General features: G+C 60.2%; 27 protein-coding genes. 21 read left to right on the forward strand and 6 right to left on the reverse strand.

The genetic code is table 11. The annotated features are described in order from the left end of the window. Position 1 precedes the first annotated feature (1 nt). The 16 genes from rpsN to bfr all read left to right on the forward strand — a co-directional run bounded on the left by rpsN (position 2) and on the right by bfr (position 9,715). A complete protein-coding gene (gene rpsN, locus ACVWZP_RS23895) occupies positions 2-307 on the forward strand; it encodes a 30S ribosomal protein S14 (RefSeq protein WP_003176414.1) in 306 nt (101 codons plus the stop codon). 206 nt (positions 308-513) lie between these two features. Continuing rightward, positions 514-906 carry a 30S ribosomal protein S8 gene (gene rpsH / locus ACVWZP_RS23900; protein WP_017848802.1) on the forward strand — a complete coding sequence of 131 codons (393 nt, stop codon included), beginning with the start codon at positions 514-516 and terminating at the stop codon, positions 904-906. Between the two features lie 12 nt (positions 907-918). Then, entirely contained in the window at positions 919-1,452 is a 534-nt protein-coding gene (gene rplF, locus ACVWZP_RS23905; protein ID WP_003176412.1) for a 50S ribosomal protein L6, read from the forward strand. A 10-nt stretch (positions 1,453-1,462) separates the two neighbouring features. After that, entirely contained in the window at positions 1,463-1,813 is a 351-nt protein-coding gene (gene rplR, locus ACVWZP_RS23910) for a 50S ribosomal protein L18 (RefSeq protein ID WP_003186037.1), read from the forward strand. A gap of 3 nt (positions 1,814-1,816) precedes the next feature. Beyond that, the gene (rpsE, locus tag ACVWZP_RS23915) at positions 1,817-2,317 is read left to right on the forward strand and encodes a 30S ribosomal protein S5 (RefSeq protein WP_003186035.1); all 501 of its coding nucleotides are present in this window, start codon (positions 1,817-1,819) and stop codon (positions 2,315-2,317) included. Between the two features lie 2 nt (positions 2,318-2,319). Next, positions 2,320-2,496: a 50S ribosomal protein L30 gene (rpmD, locus tag ACVWZP_RS23920; protein WP_003176408.1), complete on the forward strand. Its 177-nt coding sequence runs from the start codon at positions 2,320-2,322 to the stop codon at positions 2,494-2,496. Positions 2,497-2,499: 3 nt separating this feature from the next. After that, a complete protein-coding gene (rplO, locus tag ACVWZP_RS23925; RefSeq protein ID WP_003176407.1) occupies positions 2,500-2,937 on the forward strand; it encodes a 50S ribosomal protein L15 in 438 nt (145 codons plus the stop codon). Then, positions 2,938-4,266: a preprotein translocase subunit SecY gene (gene secY, locus ACVWZP_RS23930; protein ID WP_003176406.1), complete on the forward strand. Its 1,329-nt coding sequence runs from the start codon at positions 2,938-2,940 to the stop codon at positions 4,264-4,266. A 27-nt stretch (positions 4,267-4,293) separates the two neighbouring features. Continuing rightward, complete coding sequence (rpmJ, locus tag ACVWZP_RS23935; protein WP_002555468.1) at positions 4,294-4,410, forward strand: 50S ribosomal protein L36; 117 nt, start codon at positions 4,294-4,296, stop codon at positions 4,408-4,410. A gap of 129 nt (positions 4,411-4,539) precedes the next feature. Next, positions 4,540-4,896 carry a 30S ribosomal protein S13 gene (gene rpsM / locus ACVWZP_RS23940; protein WP_017848803.1) on the forward strand — a complete coding sequence of 119 codons (357 nt, stop codon included), beginning with the start codon at positions 4,540-4,542 and terminating at the stop codon, positions 4,894-4,896. Between the two features lie 30 nt (positions 4,897-4,926). Next, entirely contained in the window at positions 4,927-5,316 is a 390-nt protein-coding gene (gene rpsK / locus ACVWZP_RS23945) for a 30S ribosomal protein S11 (protein WP_002555466.1), read from the forward strand. An 18-nt stretch (positions 5,317-5,334) separates the two neighbouring features. Continuing rightward, a complete protein-coding gene (gene rpsD / locus ACVWZP_RS23950) occupies positions 5,335-5,955 on the forward strand; it encodes a 30S ribosomal protein S4 (RefSeq protein WP_003176404.1) in 621 nt (206 codons plus the stop codon). 22 nt (positions 5,956-5,977) lie between these two features. Further along, positions 5,978-6,979: a DNA-directed RNA polymerase subunit alpha gene (locus ACVWZP_RS23955; RefSeq protein ID WP_003176403.1), complete on the forward strand. Its 1,002-nt coding sequence runs from the start codon at positions 5,978-5,980 to the stop codon at positions 6,977-6,979. Positions 6,980-7,020: 41 nt separating this feature from the next. After that, entirely contained in the window at positions 7,021-7,407 is a 387-nt protein-coding gene (gene rplQ, locus ACVWZP_RS23960) for a 50S ribosomal protein L17 (protein WP_003176402.1), read from the forward strand. Positions 7,408-7,646: 239 nt separating this feature from the next. Continuing rightward, positions 7,647-9,095: a catalase gene (locus ACVWZP_RS23965; RefSeq protein WP_017848804.1), complete on the forward strand. Its 1,449-nt coding sequence runs from the start codon at positions 7,647-7,649 to the stop codon at positions 9,093-9,095. Positions 9,096-9,250: 155 nt separating this feature from the next. After that, positions 9,251-9,715: a bacterioferritin gene (gene bfr / locus ACVWZP_RS23970; protein ID WP_017848805.1), complete on the forward strand. Its 465-nt coding sequence runs from the start codon at positions 9,251-9,253 to the stop codon at positions 9,713-9,715. 66 nt (positions 9,716-9,781) lie between these two features. Here bfr and uvrA read toward each other — a convergent pair whose 3' ends face one another. After that, positions 9,782-12,616, reverse strand: a complete 2,835-nt coding sequence (gene uvrA, locus ACVWZP_RS23975) for an excinuclease ABC subunit UvrA (protein ID WP_017849544.1) — start codon at positions 12,614-12,616, stop codon at positions 9,782-9,784. A 178-nt stretch (positions 12,617-12,794) separates the two neighbouring features. On the opposite strand from uvrA, the gene ACVWZP_RS23980 reads away from it, so the two are divergent. From ACVWZP_RS23980 to tam, 3 genes are all read left to right on the forward strand, one after another. Beyond that, a complete protein-coding gene (locus ACVWZP_RS23980) occupies positions 12,795-14,189 on the forward strand; it encodes an MFS transporter (RefSeq protein WP_017849543.1) in 1,395 nt (464 codons plus the stop codon). A 9-nt stretch (positions 14,190-14,198) separates the two neighbouring features. After that, positions 14,199-14,714: a single-stranded DNA-binding protein gene (locus ACVWZP_RS23985; protein WP_017849542.1), complete on the forward strand. Its 516-nt coding sequence runs from the start codon at positions 14,199-14,201 to the stop codon at positions 14,712-14,714. A 174-nt stretch (positions 14,715-14,888) separates the two neighbouring features. Continuing rightward, on the forward strand, positions 14,889-15,650 hold the full coding sequence (tam, locus tag ACVWZP_RS23990) for a trans-aconitate 2-methyltransferase (RefSeq protein WP_046381880.1): 762 nt from the start codon (positions 14,889-14,891) through the stop codon (positions 15,648-15,650). Positions 15,651-15,671: 21 nt separating this feature from the next. On the opposite strand, the gene ACVWZP_RS23995 is transcribed toward tam, so the two are convergent. Continuing rightward, complete coding sequence (locus ACVWZP_RS23995; RefSeq protein WP_177030066.1) at positions 15,672-16,232, reverse strand: cysteine hydrolase family protein; 561 nt, start codon at positions 16,230-16,232, stop codon at positions 15,672-15,674. Positions 16,233-16,329: 97 nt separating this feature from the next. Here ACVWZP_RS23995 and ACVWZP_RS24000 point away from each other — a divergent pair, with 97 nt between their 5' ends. Beyond that, positions 16,330-17,301: a GlxA family transcriptional regulator gene (locus ACVWZP_RS24000; RefSeq protein ID WP_046482562.1), complete on the forward strand. Its 972-nt coding sequence runs from the start codon at positions 16,330-16,332 to the stop codon at positions 17,299-17,301. 164 nt (positions 17,302-17,465) lie between these two features. Here the strand turns inward: ACVWZP_RS24000 and ACVWZP_RS24005 are convergent, their stop codons facing one another. Next, positions 17,466-21,713, reverse strand: coding sequence for a DEAD/DEAH box helicase (locus ACVWZP_RS24005; RefSeq protein ID WP_457370194.1), 4,248 nt, complete (start codon positions 21,711-21,713; stop codon positions 17,466-17,468). 166 nt (positions 21,714-21,879) lie between these two features. Here ACVWZP_RS24005 and ACVWZP_RS24010 point away from each other — a divergent pair, with 166 nt between their 5' ends. Then, positions 21,880-22,764, forward strand: coding sequence for a sugar nucleotide-binding protein (locus ACVWZP_RS24010; protein ID WP_026140363.1), 885 nt, complete (start codon positions 21,880-21,882; stop codon positions 22,762-22,764). A gap of 136 nt (positions 22,765-22,900) precedes the next feature. Here ACVWZP_RS24010 and ACVWZP_RS24015 read toward each other — a convergent pair whose 3' ends face one another. The 3 genes from ACVWZP_RS24015 to ACVWZP_RS24025 form a co-directional block, all read right to left on the reverse strand. Further along, positions 22,901-23,599: an OmpW/AlkL family protein gene (locus ACVWZP_RS24015; protein ID WP_017849590.1), complete on the reverse strand. Its 699-nt coding sequence runs from the start codon at positions 23,597-23,599 to the stop codon at positions 22,901-22,903. Between the two features lie 94 nt (positions 23,600-23,693). Further along, complete coding sequence (locus tag ACVWZP_RS24020; RefSeq protein WP_046482555.1) at positions 23,694-24,215, reverse strand: DUF3299 domain-containing protein; 522 nt, start codon at positions 24,213-24,215, stop codon at positions 23,694-23,696. Positions 24,216-24,226: 11 nt separating this feature from the next. Beyond that, positions 24,227-25,492 (reverse strand): ABC transporter permease, encoded by a 1,266-nt coding sequence (locus ACVWZP_RS24025; RefSeq protein ID WP_026140362.1) that lies wholly within the window; start codon positions 25,490-25,492, stop codon positions 24,227-24,229.

Consider the following 25,492-nt stretch of genomic DNA (forward strand, 5'->3'; position numbering starts at 1 on the left):
TATGGCCAAGATGAGCATGAAAAACCGCGAGCTGAAACGTCAGCTCACGGTTGCCAAGTACGCCAAGAAGCGTGCAGCACTGAAAGCAATCATCGTTGATCTGAACGCAAGTCCAGAAGCACGTTGGGAAGCCACAGTAGCTCTGCAGAAGCAGCCACGTGACGCAAGCGCCTCGCGCATGCGTAACCGCTGCCGCCTGACCGGTCGTCCACACGGCGTTTACCGCAAGTTCGGCCTCGGCCGTAACAAACTGCGTGAAGCGGCAATGCGTGGTGACGTACCAGGTCTGGTTAAAGCCAGCTGGTAAGTACTTTCAAAGTCCGGACGGTCTGAATCGCAAGATACTGACCGCCGGTACCTTGAATCTGGAACAAGCCCCTTTTGGGGCTTGTTTCATTTCCGGAGTGTGTCTAGAATACCCGGCTCGCCTGAGCCCGTGTTTTCTATGCCCGGAGATACTCAGCGACATATGTAGCCGCAAGGCTAATTTTTTGTATTAGGAGCGTCTAGCCCATGAGTATGCAGGACCCGTTAGCGGACATGCTAACTCGTATCCGTAATGCCCAGATGGCTGAAAAGTCCGTCGTAAGCATGCCATCTTCCACGTTGAAGGTAGCTGTTGCCAAAGTCCTGAAAGACGAAGGCTACATTGCGGGTTATCAGATCAGCAGCGAAATCAAACCACTGCTGTCCATCGAGCTGAAGTACTTCGAAGGCCGTCCGGTCATCGAGGAAGTGAAGCGCGTTAGCCGTCCAGGCCTGCGTCAGTACAAGTCCGTTGAAGATCTGCCGAAAGTTCGTGGCGGTCTTGGCGTGTCTATCGTCTCCACCAACAAAGGTGTGATGACGGATCGTGCTGCGCGCGCTGCCGGTGTCGGCGGCGAAGTTCTTTGCACTGTGTTCTAAGGGGGGATAAGCATGTCTCGCGTCGCTAAGAACCCCGTTAAGCTGCCAGCCGGTGTCGAAGTAAAATTCGCAGGCCAACAGCTTTCGGTGAAGGGTGCCAAGGGTACTCTTGAACTGAACATCCATTCGTCCGTTGAGATCGTTGAAGAAGCTGGTGAGCTGCGTTTCGCTGCTCGCAATGGCGATCAACAAACTCGCGCAATGGCCGGTACCACGCGTGCGTTGGTAAACAACATGGTCCAAGGCGTAAGCCAAGGCTTCGAGCGTAAGCTCCAGCTGGTCGGTGTTGGTTACAAAGCGCAAGCAAAAGGCACGGTTTTGAACCTGGCCCTTGGCTTCTCGCACCCAGTGGATTACGAACTGCCGGAAGGCATCACCGCTGAGACCCCTAGCCAAACCGATATCCTGATCAAGGGCATCGATAAGCAGCTGGTAGGTCAGGTGGCCGCTGAGATCCGCGACTTCCGTCCACCAGAGCCGTACAAAGGCAAAGGTGTGCGCTACGCGGACGAAGTCGTCCGTCGTAAAGAAGCCAAGAAGAAGTAGGGCATAGCAAATGACCGACAAAAAAGTTACTCGACTGCGTCGCGCTCGCAAAGCACGCCTGAAAATGCACGAACTCGAAGTCGTGCGTCTCTGCGTGTTCCGCTCGTCGCAGCACATCTACGCCCAGGTCATCTCGGCCGACGGCAACAAAGTCCTGGCAAGCGCCTCGACTTTGGATAAAGAACTGCGTGATGGTGCCACCGGCAACATCGACGCGGCCACTAAGGTTGGCCAGCTGGTCGCTACGCGTGCTAAAGCCGCTGGCGTCTCGCAGGTGGCTTTCGACCGCTCTGGCTTCAAGTATCACGGTCGCGTCAAGGCGCTGGCTGATGCTGCTCGTGAAGCTGGGCTGGAGTTCTAAGTTATGTCAAATAACGACCAAAAGCGCGACGAAGGCTACATTGAGAAGCTGGTTCAAGTTAACCGCGTAGCCAAAACCGTTAAAGGCGGCCGTATCTTCACTTTCACCGCGTTGACCGTGGTGGGTGATGGTAAAGGGCGCGTTGGCTTCGGCCGTGGCAAGTCACGTGAAGTGCCTGCTGCGATCCAGAAGGCAATGGAAGCTGCTCGTCGCAACATGATCCAAGTTGATCTGAACGGCACCACTCTGCAGTACGCAATGAAGTCCGCCCATGGCGCTTCGAAGGTGTACATGCAGCCTGCTTCTGAAGGTACCGGTATCATCGCTGGCGGCGCTATGCGTGCTGTCCTCGAAGTTGCTGGCGTTCAGAACGTTCTGGCCAAGTGCTACGGCTCGACTAACCCAGTAAACGTGGTTCACGCCACTTTCAAGGGTTTGAAAGCAATGCAGTCTCCTGAATCCATTGCCGCCAAGCGTGGCAAAAGCGTCAAGGAGATCTTCTGATCATGGCTACCGTTAAAGTAACGCTGATCAAAAGCATGACCGGCCGCATCCCTAACCACAAATTGTGCGTTAAGGGTTTGGGTCTGCGTCGCATCGGTCACACTGTAGAAGTCCAGGATACTCCCGAGAATCGCGGGATGATCAACAAGGCTTACTACATGCTGCGTGTCGAGGGTTAATCGATGAAACTCAATGATCTGAGTCCAGCGCCGGGTTCCCGTCGCGAAAAGCATCGTCCGGGCCGTGGTATCGGTAGCGGTTTGGGTAAGACTGGTGGCCGTGGCCACAAAGGTCAAACCTCCCGCTCCGGTGGCACCATTGCTCCAGGCTTTGAAGGCGGTCAACAGCCGCTGCATCGTCGCCTGCCTAAGTTCGGTTTCGTATCCCTGAAAGCCATGGACCGCGCAGAAGTGCGTCTGTCCGAGCTGGCTAAAGTGGAAGGCGACATCGTTACTGTGCAGACCCTGAAAGATGCCAACGTGATCAACGTCAACGTACAGCGTGTGAAAATCATGCTGTCCGGTGAAGTGACTCGCGCTGTCACTATCGGCAAGGGAATCGGCGCCACCAAAGGTGCGCGTTCGGCTATCGAAGCAGCTGGCGGCAAGTTCGAGGAATAAATGGCTAAGCAAGGTGCTCTCTCAGCGCTCGGCAAAGGCGGTATGTCTGAACTTTGGGCTCGTCTGCGTTTTCTGTTCCTGGCGATTATCGTCTACCGAATAGGCGCACACATCCCGGTTCCAGGTATCAACCCGGACCGACTCGCAGACCTGTTTCGACAGAATGAGGGGACCATTCTTAGCTTGTTCAACATGTTTTCCGGCGGCGCGCTGGAACGGATGAGCATCTTTGCACTGGGGATCATGCCGTACATTTCGGCATCGATCATCATGCAACTGATGACCGCCGTCAGCCCGCAGCTGGAGCAGTTGAAGAAGGAAGGTGAAGCTGGCCGTCGCAAGATTAGCCAGTACACCCGCTACGGCACTGTCATCCTCGCCCTGGTTCAAGCTATCGGCATGTCCGTTGGCCTGGCGGGGCAGGGTGTTGCGTTCACTGGTGACTTTGGCTTCCATTTCGTCGCGGTATCCACGTTTGTGGCTGGTGCGATGTTCATGATGTGGCTGGGTGAGCAGATTACTGAGCGTGGTGTTGGTAACGGTATCTCGATGTTGATTTTCGCAGGTATCGTCGCCGGTCTTCCGAGAGCGATCGGGCAGTCTTTCGAGTCTGCACGTCAGGGTGATATCAACATTTTCGCCCTGGTTGCCATCGGTTTGCTGGCAGTAGCGATTATCGGTTTTGTGGTGTTCATTGAGCGTGGCCAGCGTCGTATTGCTGTTCACTACGCCAAGCGTCAGCAGGGCCGCAAGGTCTTTGCCGCGCAGACCAGCCACTTGCCGCTGAAAGTGAATATGGCCGGTGTTATTCCGGCGATTTTCGCGAGCAGCATCTTGCTGTTTCCGGCTTCGTTGGGTACCTGGTTTGGTCAGTCTGAAAACATGGGCTGGCTGCAGGACCTCTCTCAGTCGATCGCTCCTGGTCAGCCGTTGAATATTCTGCTGTTTAGTGCAGGGATTATTTTCTTCTGCTTCTTCTATACGGCGTTGATGTTCAATCCGAAAGACGTAGCGGAAAACCTGAAGAAGTCCGGTGCCTTTATTCCGGGCATCCGTCCAGGTGAGCAGTCTGCACGCTACATTGATGGCGTTCTGACTCGTTTGACCCTGTTCGGTGCTCTATATATGACGGCCGTGTGCTTGTTGCCCCAGTTCCTGGTGGTTGCAGCAAACGTTCCGTTCTACCTTGGCGGGACCTCGTTGCTGATCGTGGTCGTGGTTGTGATGGACTTCATGTCCCAAGTACAATCGCACCTCGTTTCGCACCAGTACGAATCCCTGATGAAGAAAGCCAACCTGAAGGGTTACGGCAGCGGCATGTTGCGCTGAGTACCCATAAGGTTCGAGGAGTTGGTGATGAAAGTTCGTGCATCGGTGAAAAAGCTGTGCCGTAACTGCAAGATTATTCGCCGCGAAGGTGTTGTTCGAGTAATTTGCAGCGCGGAACCGCGTCACAAACAGCGCCAAGGCTGAGTGTGATCCGCTTGAAGCCCGGCAGCTAGTGCGCTGCCGGGTTGATTATTTGTTATTACAGCGATATTATCTCGCGCCCTATTTCTTGGCTTCCGGGGCGTAGGTAGCTGTCAATTGGAGTCCCACTGAATGGCCCGTATTGCAGGCGTTAACATTCCAGATAACAAGCACACTGTTATCTCGCTGACCTACATCTATGGTGTTGGTCGCACTACTGCGCAGAAAATTTGCGCGGTCGCTGGGGTAAACCCAGCCGCTAAGATCAAGGATCTGAGCGACGAGCAGGTTGAATTGCTGCGTGGCGAAGTGGCGAAGTTCACCACTGAAGGTGACCTGCGTCGCGAAATCAACATGAAAATCAAGCGTTTGATGGACCTCGGTTGCTATCGCGGTCTGCGTCATCGTCGTGGTCTTCCAGTACGCGGTCAGCGTACCAAGACTAACGCGCGTACCCGTAAAGGTCCGCGTAAGCCGATCCGCAAGTAATCGCCCCCGCGAATCGACAGGAAAATTATCATGGCAAAACCTGCTGCTCGTCCTCGTAAAAAAGTTAAAAAGACAGTGGTTGATGGCATCGCCCACATCCATGCTTCTTTTAACAACACCATCGTGACCATCACCGACCGTCAAGGTAACGCGCTTTCTTGGGCTACCTCCGGTGGTTCGGGTTTCCGCGGTTCCCGCAAGTCCACCCCGTTCGCTGCTCAAGTAGCTGCTGAACGTGCTGGTCAAGCTGCGCTGGAATACGGCCTGAAAAACCTCGACGTTAACGTCAAAGGTCCAGGTCCAGGTCGTGAGTCCGCTGTCCGTGCTTTGAACGGCTGTGGCTATAAGATCGCCAGCATCACCGACGTGACGCCAATCCCGCACAACGGGTGCCGTCCGCCGAAGAAGCGCCGCGTGTAATCCAGGAGATTGTAAAGAATGGCTCGTTACATTGGTCCAAAATGCAAACTCGCTCGTCGCGAAGGCACCGATCTCTTCCTGAAGAGCGGCGTGCGCGCGATCGAATCGAAGTGCAACATTGAAGCAGCACCTGGTATCCACGGCCAACGCCGCGGTCGCCAGTCCGATTACGGCACCCAACTGCGTGAAAAGCAGAAGGTCCGTCGTATCTACGGCGTTCTCGAGCGTCAGTTCAGCGGCTACTACAAAGAAGCTGCTGGCAAGAAAGGTGCAACCGGTGAAAACCTGCTGCAACTGCTCGAATGCCGTCTGGACAACGTTGTATACCGTATGGGCTTTGGTTCTACTCGTGCCGAATCCCGTCAGCTGGTATCGCACAAGTCGATCAGCGTTAACGGCCAGACCGTAAACGTTCCGTCCTACCAGGTTCGTGCTGGTGACGTGGTCGCTGTTCGCGAGAAAGCAAAAAACCAACTTCGCATTGTCCAAGCTCTCGATCTGTGTGCCCAACGTGGCCGCGTAGAATGGGTAGAAGTAGACACTGAGAAGAAGTCGGGCGTTTTCAAGAACGTTCCAGCTCGCAGTGATCTGTCCGCCGACATCAACGAAAGCCTGATTGTCGAGCTCTACTCCAAGTAAGGGCTAGAAAATAGGTGCATCCATGCAGATTTCGGTAAATGAGTTCCTGACACCCCGCCACATTGATGTGCAGGTTGTCAGTCCAACCCGCGCCAAAATCACACTCGAGCCTCTCGAGCGTGGTTTTGGCCACACCCTGGGCAACGCGCTGCGCCGCATCCTGTTGTCCTCAATGCCCGGCTGTGCAGTAGTCGAGGCCGAGATTGACGGTGTGCTCCACGAGTACAGCGCCATCGAAGGTGTACAGGAAGACGTAATTGAAATCCTGTTGAACCTTAAAGGTCTGGCTATCAAGCTGCACGGCCGTGACGAAGTTACGCTGACCTTGTCGAAGAAGGGTTCGGGGGTGGTTACCGCTGCCGATATTCAGCTGGATCATGATGTCGAGATCGTTAACCCCGATCACGTAATCGCTAACCTGGCGTCTAACGGCGCCCTGAACATGAAGCTCACTGTAGCTCGTGGTCGTGGTTATGAACCGGCCGACTCGCGTCAGAGCGATGAAGACGAAAGCCGCAGCATTGGTCGCTTGCAGCTTGACTCTTCGTTCAGCCCGGTTCGCCGCATCGCATACGTGGTGGAAAACGCCCGTGTCGAGCAGCGTACTAACCTGGACAAGCTGGTTATTGATCTGGAAACCAACGGTACTCTGGACCCTGAAGAGGCTATCCGTCGCGCTGCAACCATTCTGCAACAGCAGTTGGCTGCGTTCGTCGACCTCAAAGGCGACAGCGAACCAGTGGTAATCGAGCAGGAAGACGAGATCGATCCGATCCTGCTTCGCCCGGTTGACGATCTGGAACTGACTGTACGTTCGGCTAACTGCCTTAAGGCGGAAAACATTTACTACATCGGCGACCTGATTCAGCGTACCGAAGTAGAACTGTTGAAGACTCCGAACCTGGGCAAGAAATCCTTGACTGAAATCAAGGACGTTCTGGCCTCCCGCGGTCTGTCCCTCGGCATGCGCCTCGACAACTGGCCGCCTGCAAGTCTTAAGAAGGACGACAAGGCGACTGCCTGATCGTCGTAATCACCGAACGTGAGTTTGGTAAGGAATGAACCATGCGTCATCGTAAAAGTGGACGTCACCTGAGCCGTACCAGCTCGCACCGTAAGGCCATGTTCCAAAACATGGCGGTGTCGCTGTTCGAGCACGAGCTGATCAAAACTACACTGCCGAAAGCTAAAGAACTGCGTCGCGTTGCTGAGCCGCTGATCACTTTGGCTAAGACAGACAGCCTGGCTAACCGCCGTCTGGCCTTCGACCGTACTCGTTCGAAAGCTATCGTTGGTAAGCTCTTCAACGACCTGGGCAAGCGTTACGCTACCCGTGAGGGTGGCTACCTGCGCATCCTCAAGTGCGGTTTCCGCGCTGGCGACAACGCGCCTATGGCGTATGTCGAGTTGGTTGATCGTGCTACTGCCGGCGAAGCTGTAAGCGCCGAGTAAGACGACAGTCTGTAACGAAGAACCGGGCCTAGCGCCCGGTTTTTTGTGCGCGTAAGAAAAGCGCCATGGATACAAGCGTGCATCGATCTGGCCGCGGCATTATGGGCGTCGGGTGTATTGGTAGTGATTTTCTATTGATGTCCACAATTTAATGAATTTGTAGACGTCATGTTGATGATCAATACTCACTGCAAGCCGATTAGCCGGCAGTTCCAAGTCCGACCTGAGGAAGATTGAACATGAGCCAGAACAAAATTCTTACCACCGCCAGCGGCGCTCCCGTGGCGGATAACCAGAACTCCCGTTCCGCCGGCCCGCGTGGCCCGTTGTTGCTCGATGATTTTCACCTGATCGAGAAGCTCGCTCACTTCAACCGCGAAAACATCCCTGAGCGTCGCGTACACGCCAAAGGTTCGGGTGCTTACGGCACGTTCACCGTTACCCGGGACATTACTCAGTACACCAGCGCCAAGCTGTTCGAGGCCGTTGGTAAACAAACGCCGACCTTTCTGCGTTTCTCCACGGTTGGTGGCGAACGTGGTTCGGCGGATACCGAGCGCGACCCTCGCGGCTTTGCCTTGAAGTTCTACACCGAAGAAGGTAACTGGGACATCGTCGGTAACAACACCCCGGTGTTCTTCATCCGCGACCCACTCAAGTTCCCTGATTTCATCCACACTCAAAAACGCCTGCCGCAAAGCAATCTGAAAAGCGCGCAGATGATGTGGGATTTCTGGTCGCACTCCCCGGAGGCGCTGCACCAGGTCACCATCCTGTTTTCGGACCGTGGTATCCCTGACGGTTACCGCCACATGCACGGCTTCGGTAGCCACACCTACAGCTTGATCAACGCCAAGGGCGAGCGGCACTGGGTGAAGTGGCACTACAAGACCAAGCAAGGCATCAAGAACCTGGCACCGGCCGAGGCGGCACGTTTGGCCGGTACCGACCCTGATTACGCACAGCGCGATCTGTTTGGTGCGATCGAGCGCGGGGATTTCCCGAAATGGCGCGTTTGCATTCAGATCATGACCGAGGCCCAGGCCAACGCACATTACGAGAACCCCTTTGACGTGACCAAAACCTGGTCGCAGAAGGAGTTCCCGCTGATCGAAGTCGGTGAACTGGAGCTCAACCGTAATCCGCAGAACTACTTCGCCGAAGTGGAACAAGCGGCGTTCGGCCCGAGCAACATGGTCCCGGGTGTTGGCCTGTCGCCGGACCGCATGCTGCAAGGTCGCGTCTTCGCTTACGCAGATGCCCACCGCTACCGTATCGGCACCAACCACCAGCAATTGCCGGTGAATGCCCCACGTAGCCCGGTCAACAGCTACCAGCGTGATGGCTCGATGGCCTTCGGCAGCAACGGCGGTGGGGCGCCCAACTATGAGCCAAACAGCTACGCCGACGCGCCGAAACAAGCGCCACAGTACGCCGAGCCCGCATTGGCCCTGAGCGGTGCCGCGGATCGTTACGATCACCGCGAAGACACCGACTATTACAGCCACGCCGGTGCGCTGTTCCGCCTGATGAACGATGAGCAGAAAGCCTTGCTCACCGGCAACATCGCCGGCGCCATGGCGGGGGTTTCCAGTGATGTGGTCCAGCGTCAGTTGCAGCACTTCTTCAAAGCCGATCCGGCTTATGGAGAAGCAATCGCAAAGGCGCTGGGTGTATCGATTAACTGACTCTAAACGATAAGCAGAACCGCCCTCATTTGGGCGGTTTTTGCGTTAAATCAGCTGTTTTTCTCAGGAAATCTTCACTTTTCAGCCGTTGGCTCCGTGACCTATGGGTCAGCATGGTTCAAACTAAAGACTTTCAAGCAGGGAGATGTAGGGCGATGCAAGGTCACCCCGACGTAATCGATTACCTCAACACGTTGCTGACGGGCGAACTCGCGGCTCGTGACCAATATTTCATTCATTCGCGTATGTATGAAGACTGGGGCTTTACCGAGCTCTACGAGCGTATCAACCATGAGATGGAAGAAGAGACCCAGCACGCCGACGCACTGATGCGCCGTATCCTGATGCTCGAAGGCACGCCACGCATGCGTCCCGACGACTTGGACGTAGGCACAACGGTGCCTGAGATGCTCGCCGCTGACCTGCGCCTCGAGAACAAGGTCCGTGCCGCGCTGTGCAAGGGCATCGAGCTGTGCGAGCAGCACAACGACTATGTCACCCGTGAAATTCTGCGCGTGCAGTTGGCCGATACCGAAGAAGATCACACCTACTGGCTGGAAAAGCAGCTGGGCCTGATCAAGCTGGTCGGCCTGGAGAATTACCTGCAATCGCAGTTCTGATTCCCGGCTGTAAAAAAGCCTCTGTCACCGTTGAAGTGACAGGGGCTTTTTATTGGGCCGGATAAATCAGGCCCGGTCGCGCGCGAGCAACGGTTTCAAGTAGTAACCCGTGTGCGATTGCGGCATCTCGGAGACCTGCTCCGGCGTACCTACCGCGATGATCTGACCGCCCTTGGAACCGCCTTCCGGCCCGAGGTCGACCAGCCAGTCGGCGGTCTTGATCACATCCAGGTTGTGCTCGATCACCACCACGGTGTTGCCGTGGTCGCGCAGGCGGTGCAACACATCCAGCAATTGCTGAATGTCCGCGAAGTGCAGGCCCGTGGTCGGCTCATCGAGGATATACAGGGTTTTACCGGTATCGCGCTTGGACAGCTCACGGGACAGCTTGACCCGTTGCGCTTCACCACCGGACAGCGTGGTCGCCGATTGCCCCAGCTTGATGTACGACAAGCCCACATCCATCAGCGTCTGCAGCTTGCGCGCCAACGCCGGAACCGCGTCGAAGAACACCCGCGCTTCCTCGATGGTCATCTCCAGGGTTTCGTGGATGTTCTTGCCCTTGTATTTGATCTCAAGGGTTTCGCGGTTGTAGCGCTTGCTCTTGCACACATCGCACGGCACGTAGATGTCCGGCAGGAAGTGCATCTCTACCTTGATCAAGCCATCGCCCTGGCACGCTTCGCAGCGCCCGCCCTTGACGTTGAACGAGAACCGGCCCGGCCCGTAGCCCCGCGAGCGGGATTCCGGCACGCCGGCGAACAACTCGCGAATGGGCGTGAACAGCCCGGTATAGGTCGCCGGGTTGGAGCGGGGGGTACGGCCAATCGGGCTCTGGTCGATATCGACCACTTTGTCGAGGAGCTCCAGGCCCTTGATGCTGTCATGTGCTGCCGCTTCCAGCGTGGTCGCGCCGTTCAGGGCGGTGGCGCTCAACGGGAACAGCGTGTTGTTGATCAGCGTCGACTTGCCCGAGCCGGAAACACCCGTCACGCAGGTCAGCAGACCCAGCGGAATTTCCAGGTCGACATTGCGCAGGTTGTTGCCGCGCGCGCCCTTGAGGTGCAACGCCATCTTCTTGTTGCGTGGCGTGCGCTTGGACGGCACTTCAATCCTCACGCGCCCGGACAGGTACTTGCCGGTCAGCGAGTCTGGATGAGCCATCACTTCGGCAGGCGTGCCTTGGGCGACGATATGCCCACCATGCACGCCAGCGCCCGGGCCGATATCGACCACATAATCGGCCAGGCGAATCGCGTCTTCGTCGTGCTCGACCACGATCACCGTGTTGCCGATGTCCCGCAGGTGTTTCAGCGTGCCCAGGAGGCGATCGTTATCGCGTTGGTGCAAGCCAATCGACGGCTCATCGAGGATATACAACACGCCCACCAGACCGGCGCCGATCTGGCTGGCCAGGCGGATGCGCTGGGCTTCACCGCCCGACAAGGTATCCGCGCTGCGGTCCAGCGACAGGTAATCCAGGCCGACGTTGACCAGGAACTGCAGGCGCTCGCGAATCTCCTTGAGGATCTTGTCGGCAATCTCCCCACGGCGTCCGGTCAGCTTGAGTACGCCGAAATATTCACAGGCGTCGCCGATCGGCAGGTTGGTCACCGCCGGCAGGGTCTTCTCGCCAACCCATACGTGCCGCGCCTCACGGCGCAGGCGGGTGCCACGGCAATCCGGGCAGGGCTGGGTGCTGAGGAACTTGGCCAGTTCTTCCCGCACGCTCGCCGACTCGGTCTCGCGGTAGCGGCGTTCGAGGTTGGGTACGATGCCTTCGAACGGATGCGAGCGTTTGACGATATCGCCACGGTCGTTGAGGTATTTGAAGTCGACGTTCTGCGAGCCGCTGCCGTTGAGAATGACCTTCTGCTGATCCGCCGGCAGTTGGTTGAACGGTACTTCCAGGCTGAACTTATAGTGCGAGGCCAATGAGCCGAGCATCTGGAAGTAATAGACATTACGCCTGTCCCAGCCGCGTATCGCGCCTTCCGCCAGCGTCAGCTCGCCATTGACCAGGCGCTTGATGTCGAAAAACTGCTTCACGCCCAGGCCATCGCAGGTCGGGCAGGCGCCGGCCGGGTTGTTGAAGGAAAACAGCTTGGGTTCCAGCTCGCTGATGGCGTGGCCACAGATCGGGCAGGCAAAGCGTGCGGAGAAAATGATCTCTTCGCCCGGTTCGTCGTCCATCGGCGCGACCAGGGCGATACCGTCCGCCAGCTTCAGGGCTGTCTCGAAGGACTCCGCCAGACGCTGCTGCAAATCGGCGCGGACTTTGAAGCGGTCGACCACGACATCGATCGAGTGCTTCTTCTGCTTGTCGAGCTTCGGCGCTTCGTCCAGCTCGTACAGCTTGCCGTTGATCCGCGCACGCACGAAACCTTGCGCGCGCAGTTCTTCAAACACTGAAAGGTGTTCACCCTTGCGCTCGCGAATCACCGGCGCCAGCAGCATCAGCTTGGCGCCTTCCGGCTGGGCCAGCACCAGGTCGACCATCTGGCTGACGGTCTGGGCTTCCAGCGGGATGTCGTGGTCCGGGCAGCGCGGGATACCGACGCGCGCATACAGCAGGCGCAGGTAGTCGTAGATCTCGGTGATGGTGCCCACGGTGGAGCGCGGGTTGTGGGAAGTCGACTTCTGCTCGATGGAAATTGCCGGCGACAGGCCTTCGATGGTGTCGACGTCGGGTTTTTCCATCATCGACAGAAACTGGCGGGCATAGGCCGACAGCGACTCGACATAGCGCCGCTGGCCTTCGGCGTACAGCGTGTCGAACGCCAGCGACGATTTGCCGGACCCGGACAAACCGGTGATGACGATCAGTTTGTCCCGGGGCAGGGTCAGGTCGATGTTCTTCAGGTTGTGGGTTCTAGCCCCACGAATCAGGATCTTGTCCAAGATGGCCTCGCACGGCGGGCGTAAATAATGCCGGAGTATACGGCTAAAGACTGGATGAATATACACTGTCAAGGTGCCAGGTGCAGCCTTACATGAAACCTGCGCGGCAAACCGCCGCATATACCCTCTCAATCGATGGGACTGGTAGAATCGCCGCCGGTTCACACGAGGTTTTTCCATGCACGATCCCCACAGCGAACGCATGAGTAGCGGCGAGACCCGAGCAGCAAGCGGTCTGGCCCTGGTGTTCGCCTTCCGTATGCTTGGCATGTTCATGGTGTTGCCGGTGCTGGCGACCTACGGGATGGATCTCGCAGGCGCGACCCCCGCCCTGATCGGCCTGGCCATTGGCGCTTATGGCCTGACCCAGGCAATTTTCCAGATTCCGTTCGGGATCATTTCCGACCGCATCGGCCGCCGCCCGGTGATCTACCTCGGGTTGATCGTGTTTGCCCTCGGCAGCGTACTCGCGGCCCAGTCCGATTCGATCTGGGGCGTGATTGCCGGGCGTGTCCTACAGGGCGCCGGCGCGATTTCCGCAGCGGTCATGGCCTTGCTGTCGGACCTGACCCGCGAACAACACCGCACCAAGGCCATGGCCATGATCGGCATGACCATCGGCCTGTCGTTCGCCGTCGCGATGGTGGTCGGCCCGTTGCTGACCCGCGCCTTCGGTTTGCACGGGCTGTTCCTGGCCACCGGCGGCATGGCGTTGTTCGGTATCGTGATCGTGGCCTTCATGGTGCCGCGTTCCACCGGCACTCTGCAGCACCGTGAATCCGGCGTCGCGCGTCAGGCGCTGCTGCCTACCCTCAAGCACCCGGACCTGCTGCGCCTGGATTTAGGTATCTTTGTATTGCACGCGATGCTGATGAGCAGCTTCGTGGCCTTGCCCCTGGCCCTGGTGGAAAAAGCCGGGCTGCCCAAGGAACAGCACTGGTGGGTCTATCTGACCGCGCTGCTGATTTCATTCTTCGCCATGATCCCGTTCATCATCTATGGCGAGAAGAAACGCAAAATGAAACGAGTTTTACTCGGCGCCGTCGTGACGCTGATGCTCACTGAGCTATTCTTCTGGCAGTTCGGCGACAGCCTGCGGGCGCTGGTAATCGGTACGGTGGTGTTCTTCACCGCGTTCAACCTGCTGGAGGCTTCGCTGCCTTCGCTGATCAGTAAAGTTTCACCGGCCGGCGGCAAGGGCACGGCGATGGGGGTGTATTCCACCAGCCAGTTCCTGGGCTCTGCACTGGGCGGCATCATGGGTGGCTGGATGTTTCAGCACGGCGGTTTGTCGGTTGTGTTCCTCGGATGCGCAGGTCTGGCTGCCCTCTGGCTAGCCTTTGCTGTTACCATGCGTGAACCTCCCTATGTGACGAGTCTGCGCTTGCCGTTATCGCCTGAAGCGATACGCGAAGCTGGCTTGGCCGAGCGCCTTAAGGCCGTTACAGGGGTTACCGATGCTGTGGTTATTGCTGAAGAAGCCGCCATCTACATCAAATTGGACACCGAATTATTGGATCGCGCGACGCTCGAGCAACTGGTCAACCCAGTGCCGACAGCGCGCCCAGCTTAGGAGAACGTTATGGCCCGTGGGGTTAACAAAGTCATATTGGTCGGTACATGCGGCCAGGATCCCGAAGTTCGCTACTTGCCTAACGGTAACGCCGTGACCAACCTGAGTCTGGCGACCAGCGAACAGTGGACCGACAAGCAGACCGGCCAGAAGGTCGAGAAAACCGAATGGCACCGTGTGTCGATGTTCGGCAAAGTGGCAGAGATCGCCGGTGAATACCTGCGCAAAGGTTCGCAGGTCTACATCGAAGGCAAACTGCAGACCCGCGAGTGGGAAAAAGACGGCATCAAGCGTTACACCACTGAAATCGTGGTCGACATGCAAGGCACCATGCAACTGCTCGGCGGCCGTCCACAGGGCGACCAACAGGGCCAGGGCGGCATGTCCAACTCGGCACCGCGTCCACAGCAGTCGCGTCCGCAGCCAAGCCAGCAACCACAGCGTGAGTCGCGCCCAGCGCCACAACAGGCCGCTCCGCAACCGGCTGCGGATTTTGATAGCTTTGATGACGATATTCCGTTCTAGGTCCAAGACCCAAAACGAGCAATACACAAGAACCCCCGCTGGCGTAGGCCGCGGGGGTTTTTTATGTCCGTTGATCAGGCCTCCGTCGAAGCTCACATTGCCAGCCCCGACATTTGTTCCCACGGCTCACAACATTTAGGCTGTGATCAACCTTTAAACACAAGGAACGCCGCGATGACCTGGTCCGCCAAGCAATACACGCTGTTCGAACAACAGCGCACACGCCCCGTCCGTGATCTGGTCGCGGCCATTCCCAATACCGCGGTGCAAACCGCCGTCGACCTGGGCTGCGGCCCCGGTAATTCCACGCAAGTGTTGGCCGAACGTTTTCCGCAGGCTCGCGTCACCGGCATGGACAGCTCCGACGACATGCTGGCCGACGCCCGCAAGCGCCTGCCGACGCTGAACTTCGAACGGGCGGATATCGGCGCCTGGAGCCCGGCGCAACCGTTCGATGTGATCCTGGCGAATGCTTCCCTGCAATGGCTGCCGGACCACGCCACGCTTTACCCGCACCTGGTCAGCCAGTTGACCTCCGGCGGAACCCTGGCGGTGCAAACCCCGGACAACCTCGACGAGCCCGCCCATCGGCTGGCGCGTGAAGTCGCCGCCGATGGCCCATGGTCCGCCAGGATCGGCGCGGTCAAACACAATGAACGGCACACGGCGAGCTATTACTACGAACTGCTGAGCAAACACTGCAGCGCTGTCGATGTGTGGCGCACCACCTACCTGCACCCGCTGGCGGATCACGCGGCTGTGGTGGAGTGGTTCAAGGCCTCGGCATTGCGGCCGTTCCTCGCACCGTTGAGTGACGACGAAAAAGCCGCTTTCCTGCAGGACTATCAGGCGCGAATTACCCAGGCTTATCCGGCCCTGGCTGATGGCACCGTGCTGCTGCCTTTCCCGCGCCTGTTCATCATCGCAACCCGCTAGCCCCACGCCCGCACGTGGCGGTCAGGCCGCCGCTTGCGCCTGCAAGTATTCCTGCGTCGACACCACGCTCGCATACCCAAATGCCAGCGATGCCATATACGCCCCATGCACCTGCGCCGCCGGAATCACTTGCCCGTTGAACTCCTGATCCCGCGTGGCGCAGGCGTCATGGAGCACGGTGACCTTGTAACCGAGGTCCGCCGCCGCCCGTACCACGGCGTCGATGCACATATGGCTCATGCTGCCGACCACCACCAGGTCCGTGATGCTGCGTTGTTCCAGCACGGTGCGCAGCTGGGTTTCGCGAAACGCATTCACGAAATGTTTAAGCACCACCGGCTCACTGCCTTCGTTCAGCACCTTGGGATGCAGATGCGCGCCTTCGGAGCCTGGGGTGAAGAACGGCGCATCTTCCGAGGTGAACTCATGGCGCACATGAATCACCGCATCGCCCGCCTGGCGAAATGCCTGCAGCGCCTGCGCGGCCTTGTCTGCCGCGGCTTCCACGCCGTCGAGTGGCCACTTGCCGTGGGGGAAGTAGTCATTCTGGATATCGATTAGGATGAGCGCTTGCTTGGCCATGTGTGTTGCCTCGTGATGGGTTGATGGGCGCCAGTATCGTAGCTGGCGCACCGACCGGGGATTGGCTGCACCGACAATAACAGGGGGAAAACTGACAATGGCCGTGGAACGCTCGATCATCGAGTTGGGTGTGTTGATCTATCAGGGCGCGCAGCTGGCGGCGGTGCATGGCCTGACCGATCTGTTCGGGGTGGCCAACCGGATCGCCGCCGCGCACCAATCCGCGCAATTGCCGCTGCTGCGGGTCAGCCATTGGCAGGTGGCGGCAGATGGTACGCCCGCGCGCGTATTCGCCAGCCATCCCGGCCCCGGCCAACCGCTGATGGCCGTGCTGGTGCCACCGTCGATTGGCGAATTCACCGAGCAACAGACGCCACCCGCGTTGTTGCAATGGCTACGCCAACAACACGCGGCGGGTACCGTGCTCGGTGGCGTGTGCATCGGCTCGATCATGCTGGCGCGCAGTGGTTTGCTGGACGGGCGCAGCGCCACCACCCATTGGTCTTCCGCCAGTACGTTCGCAGAGCATTACCCTGCGGTGCGTCTGGAAGCGGATAAACCGATCGTCGATGACGGCGACCTGATCACCACCGCCGGGCTGATGGCGTGGTCCGAACTGGGCCTGCGTCTGGTCGACCGCCTCATGGGGCCGAGCGTTGCGGCGGACACGGCGCGCTTTCTGGTGATCGAACACAGCGACAGCGCCAGCCAGTGCGGCAGCAACTTTGCGCCGATTCTCGGGCATGGCGACGGCGCGATCCTGAAAGTGCAGCACTGGTTGCAAGCCAGTGGCGCGGTGGATGTCTCGGTGGCGGCGATGGCGCAGGAGGCCGGCCTCGAAGAACGCACGTTCCTGCGGCGCTTTCGCGGCGCGACGGGTTTGAAACCCACCGAATACTGCCAACACCTGCGAGTGGGCAAAGCCCGGCAAATGCTCGAGTTCACCAACGGCACCATCGACCATATCGCCTGGACCGTGGGCTATCAGGACCCCAGCGCGTTTCGCGCCACCTTCAAGAAAATCACCGGCCTGGCCCCCAGCGAGTATCGCAGCCGGTTTGGTGTGTGAAGAATGTTTCGTCGTCACCGCCCTCGCTCGCCTCGTCAGCTTCCTATAGGCCTGATGATGTTCTGGCCTCATCGGGGGCAAGCCCCCTCCCACATGTTGATCTGTGAACACAATCAAATGTGGGAGGGGGCTTGCCCCCGATGAGGCCTTCAAAGTCACCCGGCTCAATGCCTGATCAACTTCTCCAACACCGCCCGCTGATCCCCCTCCACCAACAGTTGCTGTTTGCCGCCGACCATCACCGCCGCCGGCAACCCATCGCGATACACAATCCGATTACCACTCACCGCCGGCACTTTGCTGCCCGGCAATAGCGTGCCCACCAGGTTCAGCGGATCAGCCCCGCACACCGCGATCAGGCTTCCATCATGGGCCCGCCGCCGCACCTCACGCAGCAGCGGGATCGCTTCCGGCAAGGCGAACTGTTCGCCCGCCAACCCGCTGACGAACCGCCCGCCGCGAATCTCCCCGCGTGCCTCCAGGCGGTGAAAGGTGCGCAACAGTTCGCGCCAGCTTGGCAGCCAATCCGCCTCGCGCTCCAGCAGTCGCCAGAACACCACGCCGTAGCGGCGCAGCAAGGTCATCGCCACATGCTCCAGGGTTTCGGCCGAGTGCGGGCCGGCGGCGGTCGACGGGCGCCGGATCAGCGCCCAGCGCCCGGCATCGTCCATGCCGCCGACAAATGCACCGCGCCCGCGCCGGCTGCTGCGCGCCTGGCGTTTACTCGCGGGAGTGGTCAGTGCACGCAGCCCGGCGAAACTGTCGGCGTTCACCAGGCCGGCACCGACCAGCTCCTGCAGCGCCGTTTCCAGCTCGCTGCGCAGCAGATGGGCTTCGTGGGCCAGCTCATCGAAAAACAACGCGCCGTGCTCGCGCAGGGTCTGGTGGACTTTCTGCGCCTTGGGCGACAACGTCGTGCTGTCGGTCTGTTCGGTCAGCCCGCTCCACAGCGGCACCTGGCTGCGTGGCAGCAGCACCACGGGCGTGCTGCGCAGGGCGGTGGCGCCGGGCTTGTTGCTCAGGCGTGTCCACACCAGCTTGCCGCTGCGGCACAGGTCGTCGAGCCAGGTTGATGTGTAATCCTTGAGCCGCGCGCTGAGCAAGTCACTGTCCCAGGCCGAGGTGGCCGCCGCGTAGCCTTCGAACTGGGCGACGATCTGCGGCAACATCGCGCTGCCCTGGCCACGCGTACCGTCGGACAGGTGCTGCCAATCGAACAGAAAGCGCATGAAGTCCTGCAACGCCACCGGCTCGATTTCCCGGCGCAGGCGCTTGACCGTGTAGCGATGAATCCGCGCCAGCAGGTGCCGTTCACACCATTGTTCCTCGCGAGCGCCGGGGCTGAAACGCCCGCGCAACACATAGCCTTCCTGCTCCAGGCGGGCCAGGGCCTGGGCGATGTCGGTCACCGGCAGCCCAAGGGGCGCGGCGATTTCGATCAGGCTCAGCGGGCCGAACCCCCCGAGGCGCGCGCGCAGCACTTCCACCAGCGCGTCATCGAAGGTCCAGGGCTCATCGAAGCCGGGCAACAGCGGCAAGTCGTTGGGGTAAATCGCCCGCAAGCAACTCAGGCGTTCCACCGCCACCCACTGGCCTTGGGGCAGATGACAGGCGCGTCCGCCCTTGGCCAGCGTTTGCAACCACTGCTGCCATTGCGGCGTAACCTCGCTGTCGACGATGCACGCCAGGCTCATCAAGGCTTCATGCATTTCATCCAGGCCATGGGGCGCCGGCCAGGCCTCTTCGCGCACGCCGGCGATGGCGTCGGCGTCCAGCGCGCCAAGGTCGTCGGTGCTCTGCGGGTCGCTCCAGCGCCGGTTGAGCACGGCCTGGGTGCGGCGTTCTTCCAGCGGCGCGTCGTCGAGAAAGGTGTAGGGCCGCGCGCTGAGAATTTCCGCGGCCATGGGCGAGGGCGCCGGCAGGTCGCGGCTGATCAGGCGTACCTCGCCGCGCTCGATGCGCCGCAACAGGGCCAGCCAGGCGTCGCTGTCCATCGCTTCGTGCAGGCAGTCATCCAGGGTTTGTTCGACCAGCGGGTGGTCGGGTACTTCGCGCTCGCCGGCGAGGTTTTCCAGGCACGCGATCTGGTCGGGAAACACGCTGGCGATCAGGTCTTCGCTTTTCATCCGCTGGATCTGCGGCGCCACCTTGCGCCCGCCGGTAAAACGCGGCAACGCCAGGGCCACCCCGGCGTTCCAGCGCCAGCGCACGCCGAACAACGGCGCGTCGAGCACGGCCTGGATCAGCAGGTGCTCGGCGGTCTGGCTGTTGAGATAACGCCACACCTCATCCAGCGCGAAACTGTGGCTGGTGGACAGCGACAGCACGATCGCATTCTCGCTGGCCGCCGCTTGCAGTTCGAAGTTGAAGGTGCGGCAGAAACGCTTGCGCAGCGCCAGGCCCCAGGCGCGGTTGATGCGGCTGCCGAACGGCGTGTGGATGATCAGTTGGGTGCCGCCGGACTCGTCGAAAAACCGCTCCATGATCAGCGTGTCCTGGGACGGCAACGCGCTGAGCGCCAGGCGCGCGCGGGCCAGGTAATCCACGATCTGTTCGGCGCTGGCGCGGTTCAGGCCCAGGGTGTCGGTGAGCCAGGCGAGGGTGGGCTGCAGATCGCCGGGCGTGGCGCCGAGCAGTTCGTCCAACTGGCCCTGCAAACGCGCGACCGCCGCCGACAGTTCGCGGCTGCGCCCCGGCGCTTCGCCGAGCCAGAACGGGATGGTCGGCGGCTGGCCATGGGCGTCCTCGACCCGCACCTTGCCGGCTTCGACCCGCAAGATCCGGTAGGACGTATTACCGAGCTGGAAGACATCCCCGGCGATGCTTTCCACCGCGAAGTCTTCGTTGACGCTGCCGATGTTCAGGCCCTGAGGCTCGAGCAACACGCTGTAGTCGGCGTTGTCGGGGATGGTGCCGCCGCTGGTCACGGCGGTCAGCCTGGCGCCCCGACGGCCGCGCAGGGTGCCGGTCACGGCGTCGCGGTGCAGGTAGGCGCTGCGGATGCCCTGGCGGCCGTTGTAGCCGTCGCAGAGCATCTGCACCAGCGCCTGGTAATGGCGTTCATCCAGCTTGGTATAGGGCGCGGCGCGGTGGATAAGTTCGAGCAGCGCCTGTTCCGGCCATTCCCGCGCGCTGACTTCGGCGACGATTTGCTGGGCCAGCACGTCCAGCGGCGCGACCGGGATGTGCAAGGTGTCCAACTCGCCCCGGCGCACGCAGTCGAGCAGGGCGGCGCATTCGATCAGATCATCGCGGGTGGTAGCGAACAGGCGCCCCTTGGGCGTGCCACCGACCTGGTGCCCGGAGCGGCCGACTCTTTGCAGAAACCCATTGATGGAACCGGGCGAGCCGATCTGGCACACCAGGTCGACCTCGCCGATATCGATCCCCAACTCCAGGGATGCGGTGGCGATCAGCACTTGCAGCGCGCCAGCCTTGAGCCGTTGTTCGGCGTCCAGGCGCAACTCCTTGGCCAGGCTGCCGTGGTGCGCGGCCACGGCGGACTTGCCCAGGCGCTCGCTCAAATGCCGCGCCAGGCGTTCGGCCAGGCGCCGGGTGTTGACGAAAATCAGCGTGGTGCTGTGTTCGCGGGCGAGGGCGGCGAGGCGGTCGTAGACCAATTCCCACACGTCGTTGGCCATTACCGCTGACAGCGGCACCGGCGGCACTTCGATATCCAGGTCACGCGGGCGCGCATGGCCGATGTCGACGATCGCGCACGGACGTGCCGTGCCCACCAGAAAACGCGACACCGCCTCGATGGGTTTTTGCGTGGCCGACAGACCGATGCGTATCAACGGCTCGGCGCACAAGCCTTGCAGGCGTTCGAGGCTCAGGGCCAGGTGACTGCCGCGTTTGCTCGCCGCGATCGCATGGATCTCATCGACGATCACCGTGCGCGTGCTGGCGAGCATCTGCCGGCCGGAGTCCGAGCCCAGCAGCACGTAGAGCGATTCCGGCGTGGTCACCAGAATATGCGGCGCACGCTTGCGCATCAGCACGCGGTCTTTTTGCGGCGTGTCGCCGGTACGCACGGCGGTGCGGATCGCCAGCGGTGGCAGGCCCAGTTGCTGTAAATGCGCGGTGATCCCGGTCAGCGGGGTTTGCAGGTTGATCTGGATATCGTTGGACAGCGCCTTGAGCGGCGACACATACACCACCTGGGTTTCATCCGGCAGTTGCCCGCCGTTGGCCAGGCCTTGATGAACCAGGTCATCGAGCACCGCGAGGAAGGCCGTCAGCGTCTTGCCGGAGCCGGTGGGCGCGGCGATCAGCGTCGAGCGGCGCTGGCGGATCAGCGGCCACGCCTGGGCCTGGGCGTGGGTCACCGAGGGGAAGGTGCTGCGGAACCAGGCGCTGACGGCGGGGTGAAAGCCGTTCAAGACCGTATCGGTTGTTTCAGGAAGGTTCATGATCCCTATATGCAACCGCCCGGGCCAAGTTGCAAGCCCGCACTTTGTCCGTGACGGTTGCGCTACAAACCCGCAAAATGCAACGATTCTGGCAAATACCCACGGCAAGGCTCAAACGCCTGTCGATACTAACCATCGTTCCAAACAGACCGGGCCAGCTCAATCTATGCGAATGCGCCTTATGTTGTTGGGCGGCGGGAATGCCCTCGGGCAGGCGCTGATTCGCCTCGGTGCAGAGGAAGACATCGGTTTCCTCGCCCCCAAACCGCCCCAAGACGGCTGGGATGCCGCGAGCCTTACCCAATTGCTCGACGACACCCGTCCCGATGCGTTGATCAACCTCGCCTACTATTTCGATTGGTTCCAGGCCGAAACGGTCAGCGAAAGCCGTCTGGCCGCCCAGGAGTCGGCGATCGAACGCCTGGCCGAACTGTGTCAGCACCACAGCATCACCTTGCTGCAACCGTCCAGCTACCGCGTGTTCGATGGCTCCCGCGCCACTGCCTACAGCGAAAAGGACGAGCCGGTGCCCCTGGGCCTGCGCGGCCAGGCGTTGTGGCGTATCGAACAGAGCGTGCGCGCCACCTGCCCGCAGCATGTGTTGCTGCGCTTTGGCTGGCTGCTGGATGACAGTGTCGACGGCACCCTCGGGCGTTTCCTGGCGCGGGCCGAGCAGACTGAAGAACTGCTGATGGCGGACGACCGTCGCGGCAATCCGACGCCGGTGGACGATGCGGCACGGGTGATCATCTCCGTGCTCAAGCAACTCGATTGCGCGGCGCCGCTGTGGGGCACTTATCACTACGCCGGTCACGAGGCGACCACGCCGTTGGCTCTGGGCCAGGCGATCCTCACCGAAGCGCGCAGTTTCCGTGCGCTGGTGATCGAAGCCCCCACCGCCCAGGCCCATGCGGCTCGGCCGGATGCCGGTGAAGAACCGCAACACGCGGTGCTGGCCTGCAAGAAAATCCTCCACACCTTCGGCATCAAGCCGCGGGCGTGGCGAGCAGGGTTGCCGGCGTTGCTGGATCGGTTCTACCGCCGTAGCTGAAACACCCCAAAGCAAAATGTGGGAGGGTGCTTGCCCCCGATAACGGTGGCTCAGTCAATGAATCTGTTGACTGACGCCGCGCTATCGGGGGCAAGCCCCCTCCCACATTGGTTTTGCGGTGTTTGTGAAATATCGCTTAGAACTTGTAGCCGATACCGACCATGTAAACGAATGGATCAACGTCAACATTGACCTTGGCGCGAGTGCCAGGCACGGCGTTGTAGTTCACTGTGGCCTTGGTGTTGATGTCGATGTAGCGCGCCTGGGCGTTGATCATCCACTTGTCGTTGATCATGTAGTCGGCGCCGATCTGCGCGGCCCAGCCCCAGGAGTTTTCGGCCTTGAAGTTGCTGAAACCGTTTTGTTTCGCGCTGCCGCTGACGCTCTCGTCATAGATCCAGGTGTAGTTGATACCGGCACCCACATACGGTTGGAACGCCGATTTGCTGTCCAGCGGGTAGTACACGACGCTCAGGGTTGGCGGCAGTTGTTTCAGGGAGCCGAGTTTACCGTTGGCTGGGCTCAAAGCGGTATTCTTGAGCTTCACGTCATGCGAGAACGGTGTGGCCGCCAGCAGTTCGATACCCCAGTGGCTGGTGAACATGTAGGCGAAGTTCAGACCCAGTTGCGTGTCGCTGCTCAAGGTCGCTTTGCCGCCCAGGTTCGTGCCGGCAATTGGGCCCTGGTCAACTTTGACGCTGCCGCTGTCGGTATTCGGGTTCACGGTGATTGCACCTGCGCGAACCAGAATGTCACCGGCCTCGTGAGCGTGGGCAACGGGGGCGGCGAGGGCGAGCGCGAAGAGTGACGCGCCGAGCAGAGACTTATTGTTCATGGGAGCTCCAGAGGACGTTTAAAGGTTGTACATCCAATGGTAAAGATCGTTCCGTTCGGTCTTTTGACGCAGCTCAATGAATGGGTGATAAGCGCTATTCCGGCAATTCGTAGACGTAAATCTTCTCGGCATCCATCTGATAGCCGGCGTCGGCCAACTCACTGGAGGACGGTTTGACCTGCATCACGCCCTCGATCCAATACGGCTGATACAGCTCGTCGAGCTTCACGCCGACTTCGCTTTTCACATGCACGATCTGGTTCGACGGCGGTGGCGGTACGTGAATGCACGCGCCGAAATACGGCACCAACAGGAACTCGGTGGTACGGCCTTCTTCACTGACTTCCAGCGGCACGATATAGCCCGGCAGGCGGATATGCCGGCCGTCGAGGCTTGGCACCACCGGTGCGTTGGGCAAGTCCTGCTTGGCCGCTGGCGCGGCCTCCACCGATAACGCATCGGCCATTTTCGACAGGTCGTGCAGCGGTTTCATATTGGGGATTTCCGGCGGCGCGTCCGCCGGGATCATCTCCTGCCAGGACAAATCCTTGGGCTGATCCTCCGCCCAGGCGGGCGCAGCCAGCAGCAACAACAGGGCAAACAGGGCACGACGCATCGAAGCCTTCCTCATAAACGTATGGACAGGCCATCGGCCAAGGATTGTCGATAGGCCCGCCACGCCGGCACGCTGCCCATCAGCAGCGCCGCCGCGAGGATACCGGCGAGCAAGCTCCATTCATACTCGCTGGGCCAGGCCATCGGCAGGTCCAGGCCGTAGTTGGCCTGCAGGTACCCGCGTGAAGCGGCGATGCACACGTACAGCAGACCCACGCCGGCGATCACACCGGACAGCGCCAGGGCGAAGGCTTCGAAGATCAGCAACGTCGCGATATGCCACGGCCGCGCGCCCACCGAACGCAGGATCGCCATTTCGCGACGGCGCTCGTTGAGGCTGGTGAGGATCGCGGTGAGCATGCCGATCAAACCGGTCAGCACCACGAACAGCGAGATCACGAACAGCGCTTTTTCCGCGGTGCCCATCATGCTCCACAGCTCTTGCAGCGCCACGCCGGGCAGGATCGCCAGCATCGGTTCGCCACGGAATTCATTGATCTCGCGTTGCAGGGCGAAGGTGGAGATCTTGTTGTTCAAGCCGAGCATGAAGGCGGTGATCGCTTGCGGGGTCAGGTCCATGTTGCGCGCCTGATCGGCACTGATGCGGCCTTTGCCCTGGGCCGGCACGCCGTTGTGCCAGTCGATATGGATCGCCTCCATGCCGCCGAGGCTGATATGCAGCGTGCGGTCCACCGGGGTGCCGGTGCGCTTGAGGATGCCGACCACGGTGAACGGTTTGTCATCGTGCTTGACCAGGCTCACCACCGCCACGCCATGGGCCAGCACCAACTGATCGCCGAGCTTGTAGTGCAGCGCTTCGGCCACTTCGGCGCCGAGTACCACTTCGAACGGATCGGTGGCGAAGGCGCGGCCGCTGGCCAGTTCGAGGTGTTGCTTGCGGCCGTACTGGTAGTGCTCGAAATAGGATTCGTTGGTGCCCATCACCCGGTAACCGCGATGGGAGTCGCCGAGGGAGATCGGAATCGCCCATTTCACCTGCGGGTTGGCGGCGAAGTGTTCGTAGCTGTCCCAACGGATATTGTTGGTGGCGTTGCCGATGCGGAACACCGAATACAGCAGCAGGTTGACCGAGCCGGAACGCGCGCCGACGATCAGGTCGGTGCCGCTGATGGTGCTGGCGAAACTGTTGCGCGCTTCAACGCGCACCCGTTCCACCGCCAGCAGCAGGCACACCGAGAGGGCGATGGCGAAGGCGGTGAGGATCGCGGTAAAGCGGCGGTTAGCCAGGCTGGCCATGGCTAGACGGAACAGATACAT

It is taken from the genome of Pseudomonas sp. TE36184 (assembly GCF_054060055.1).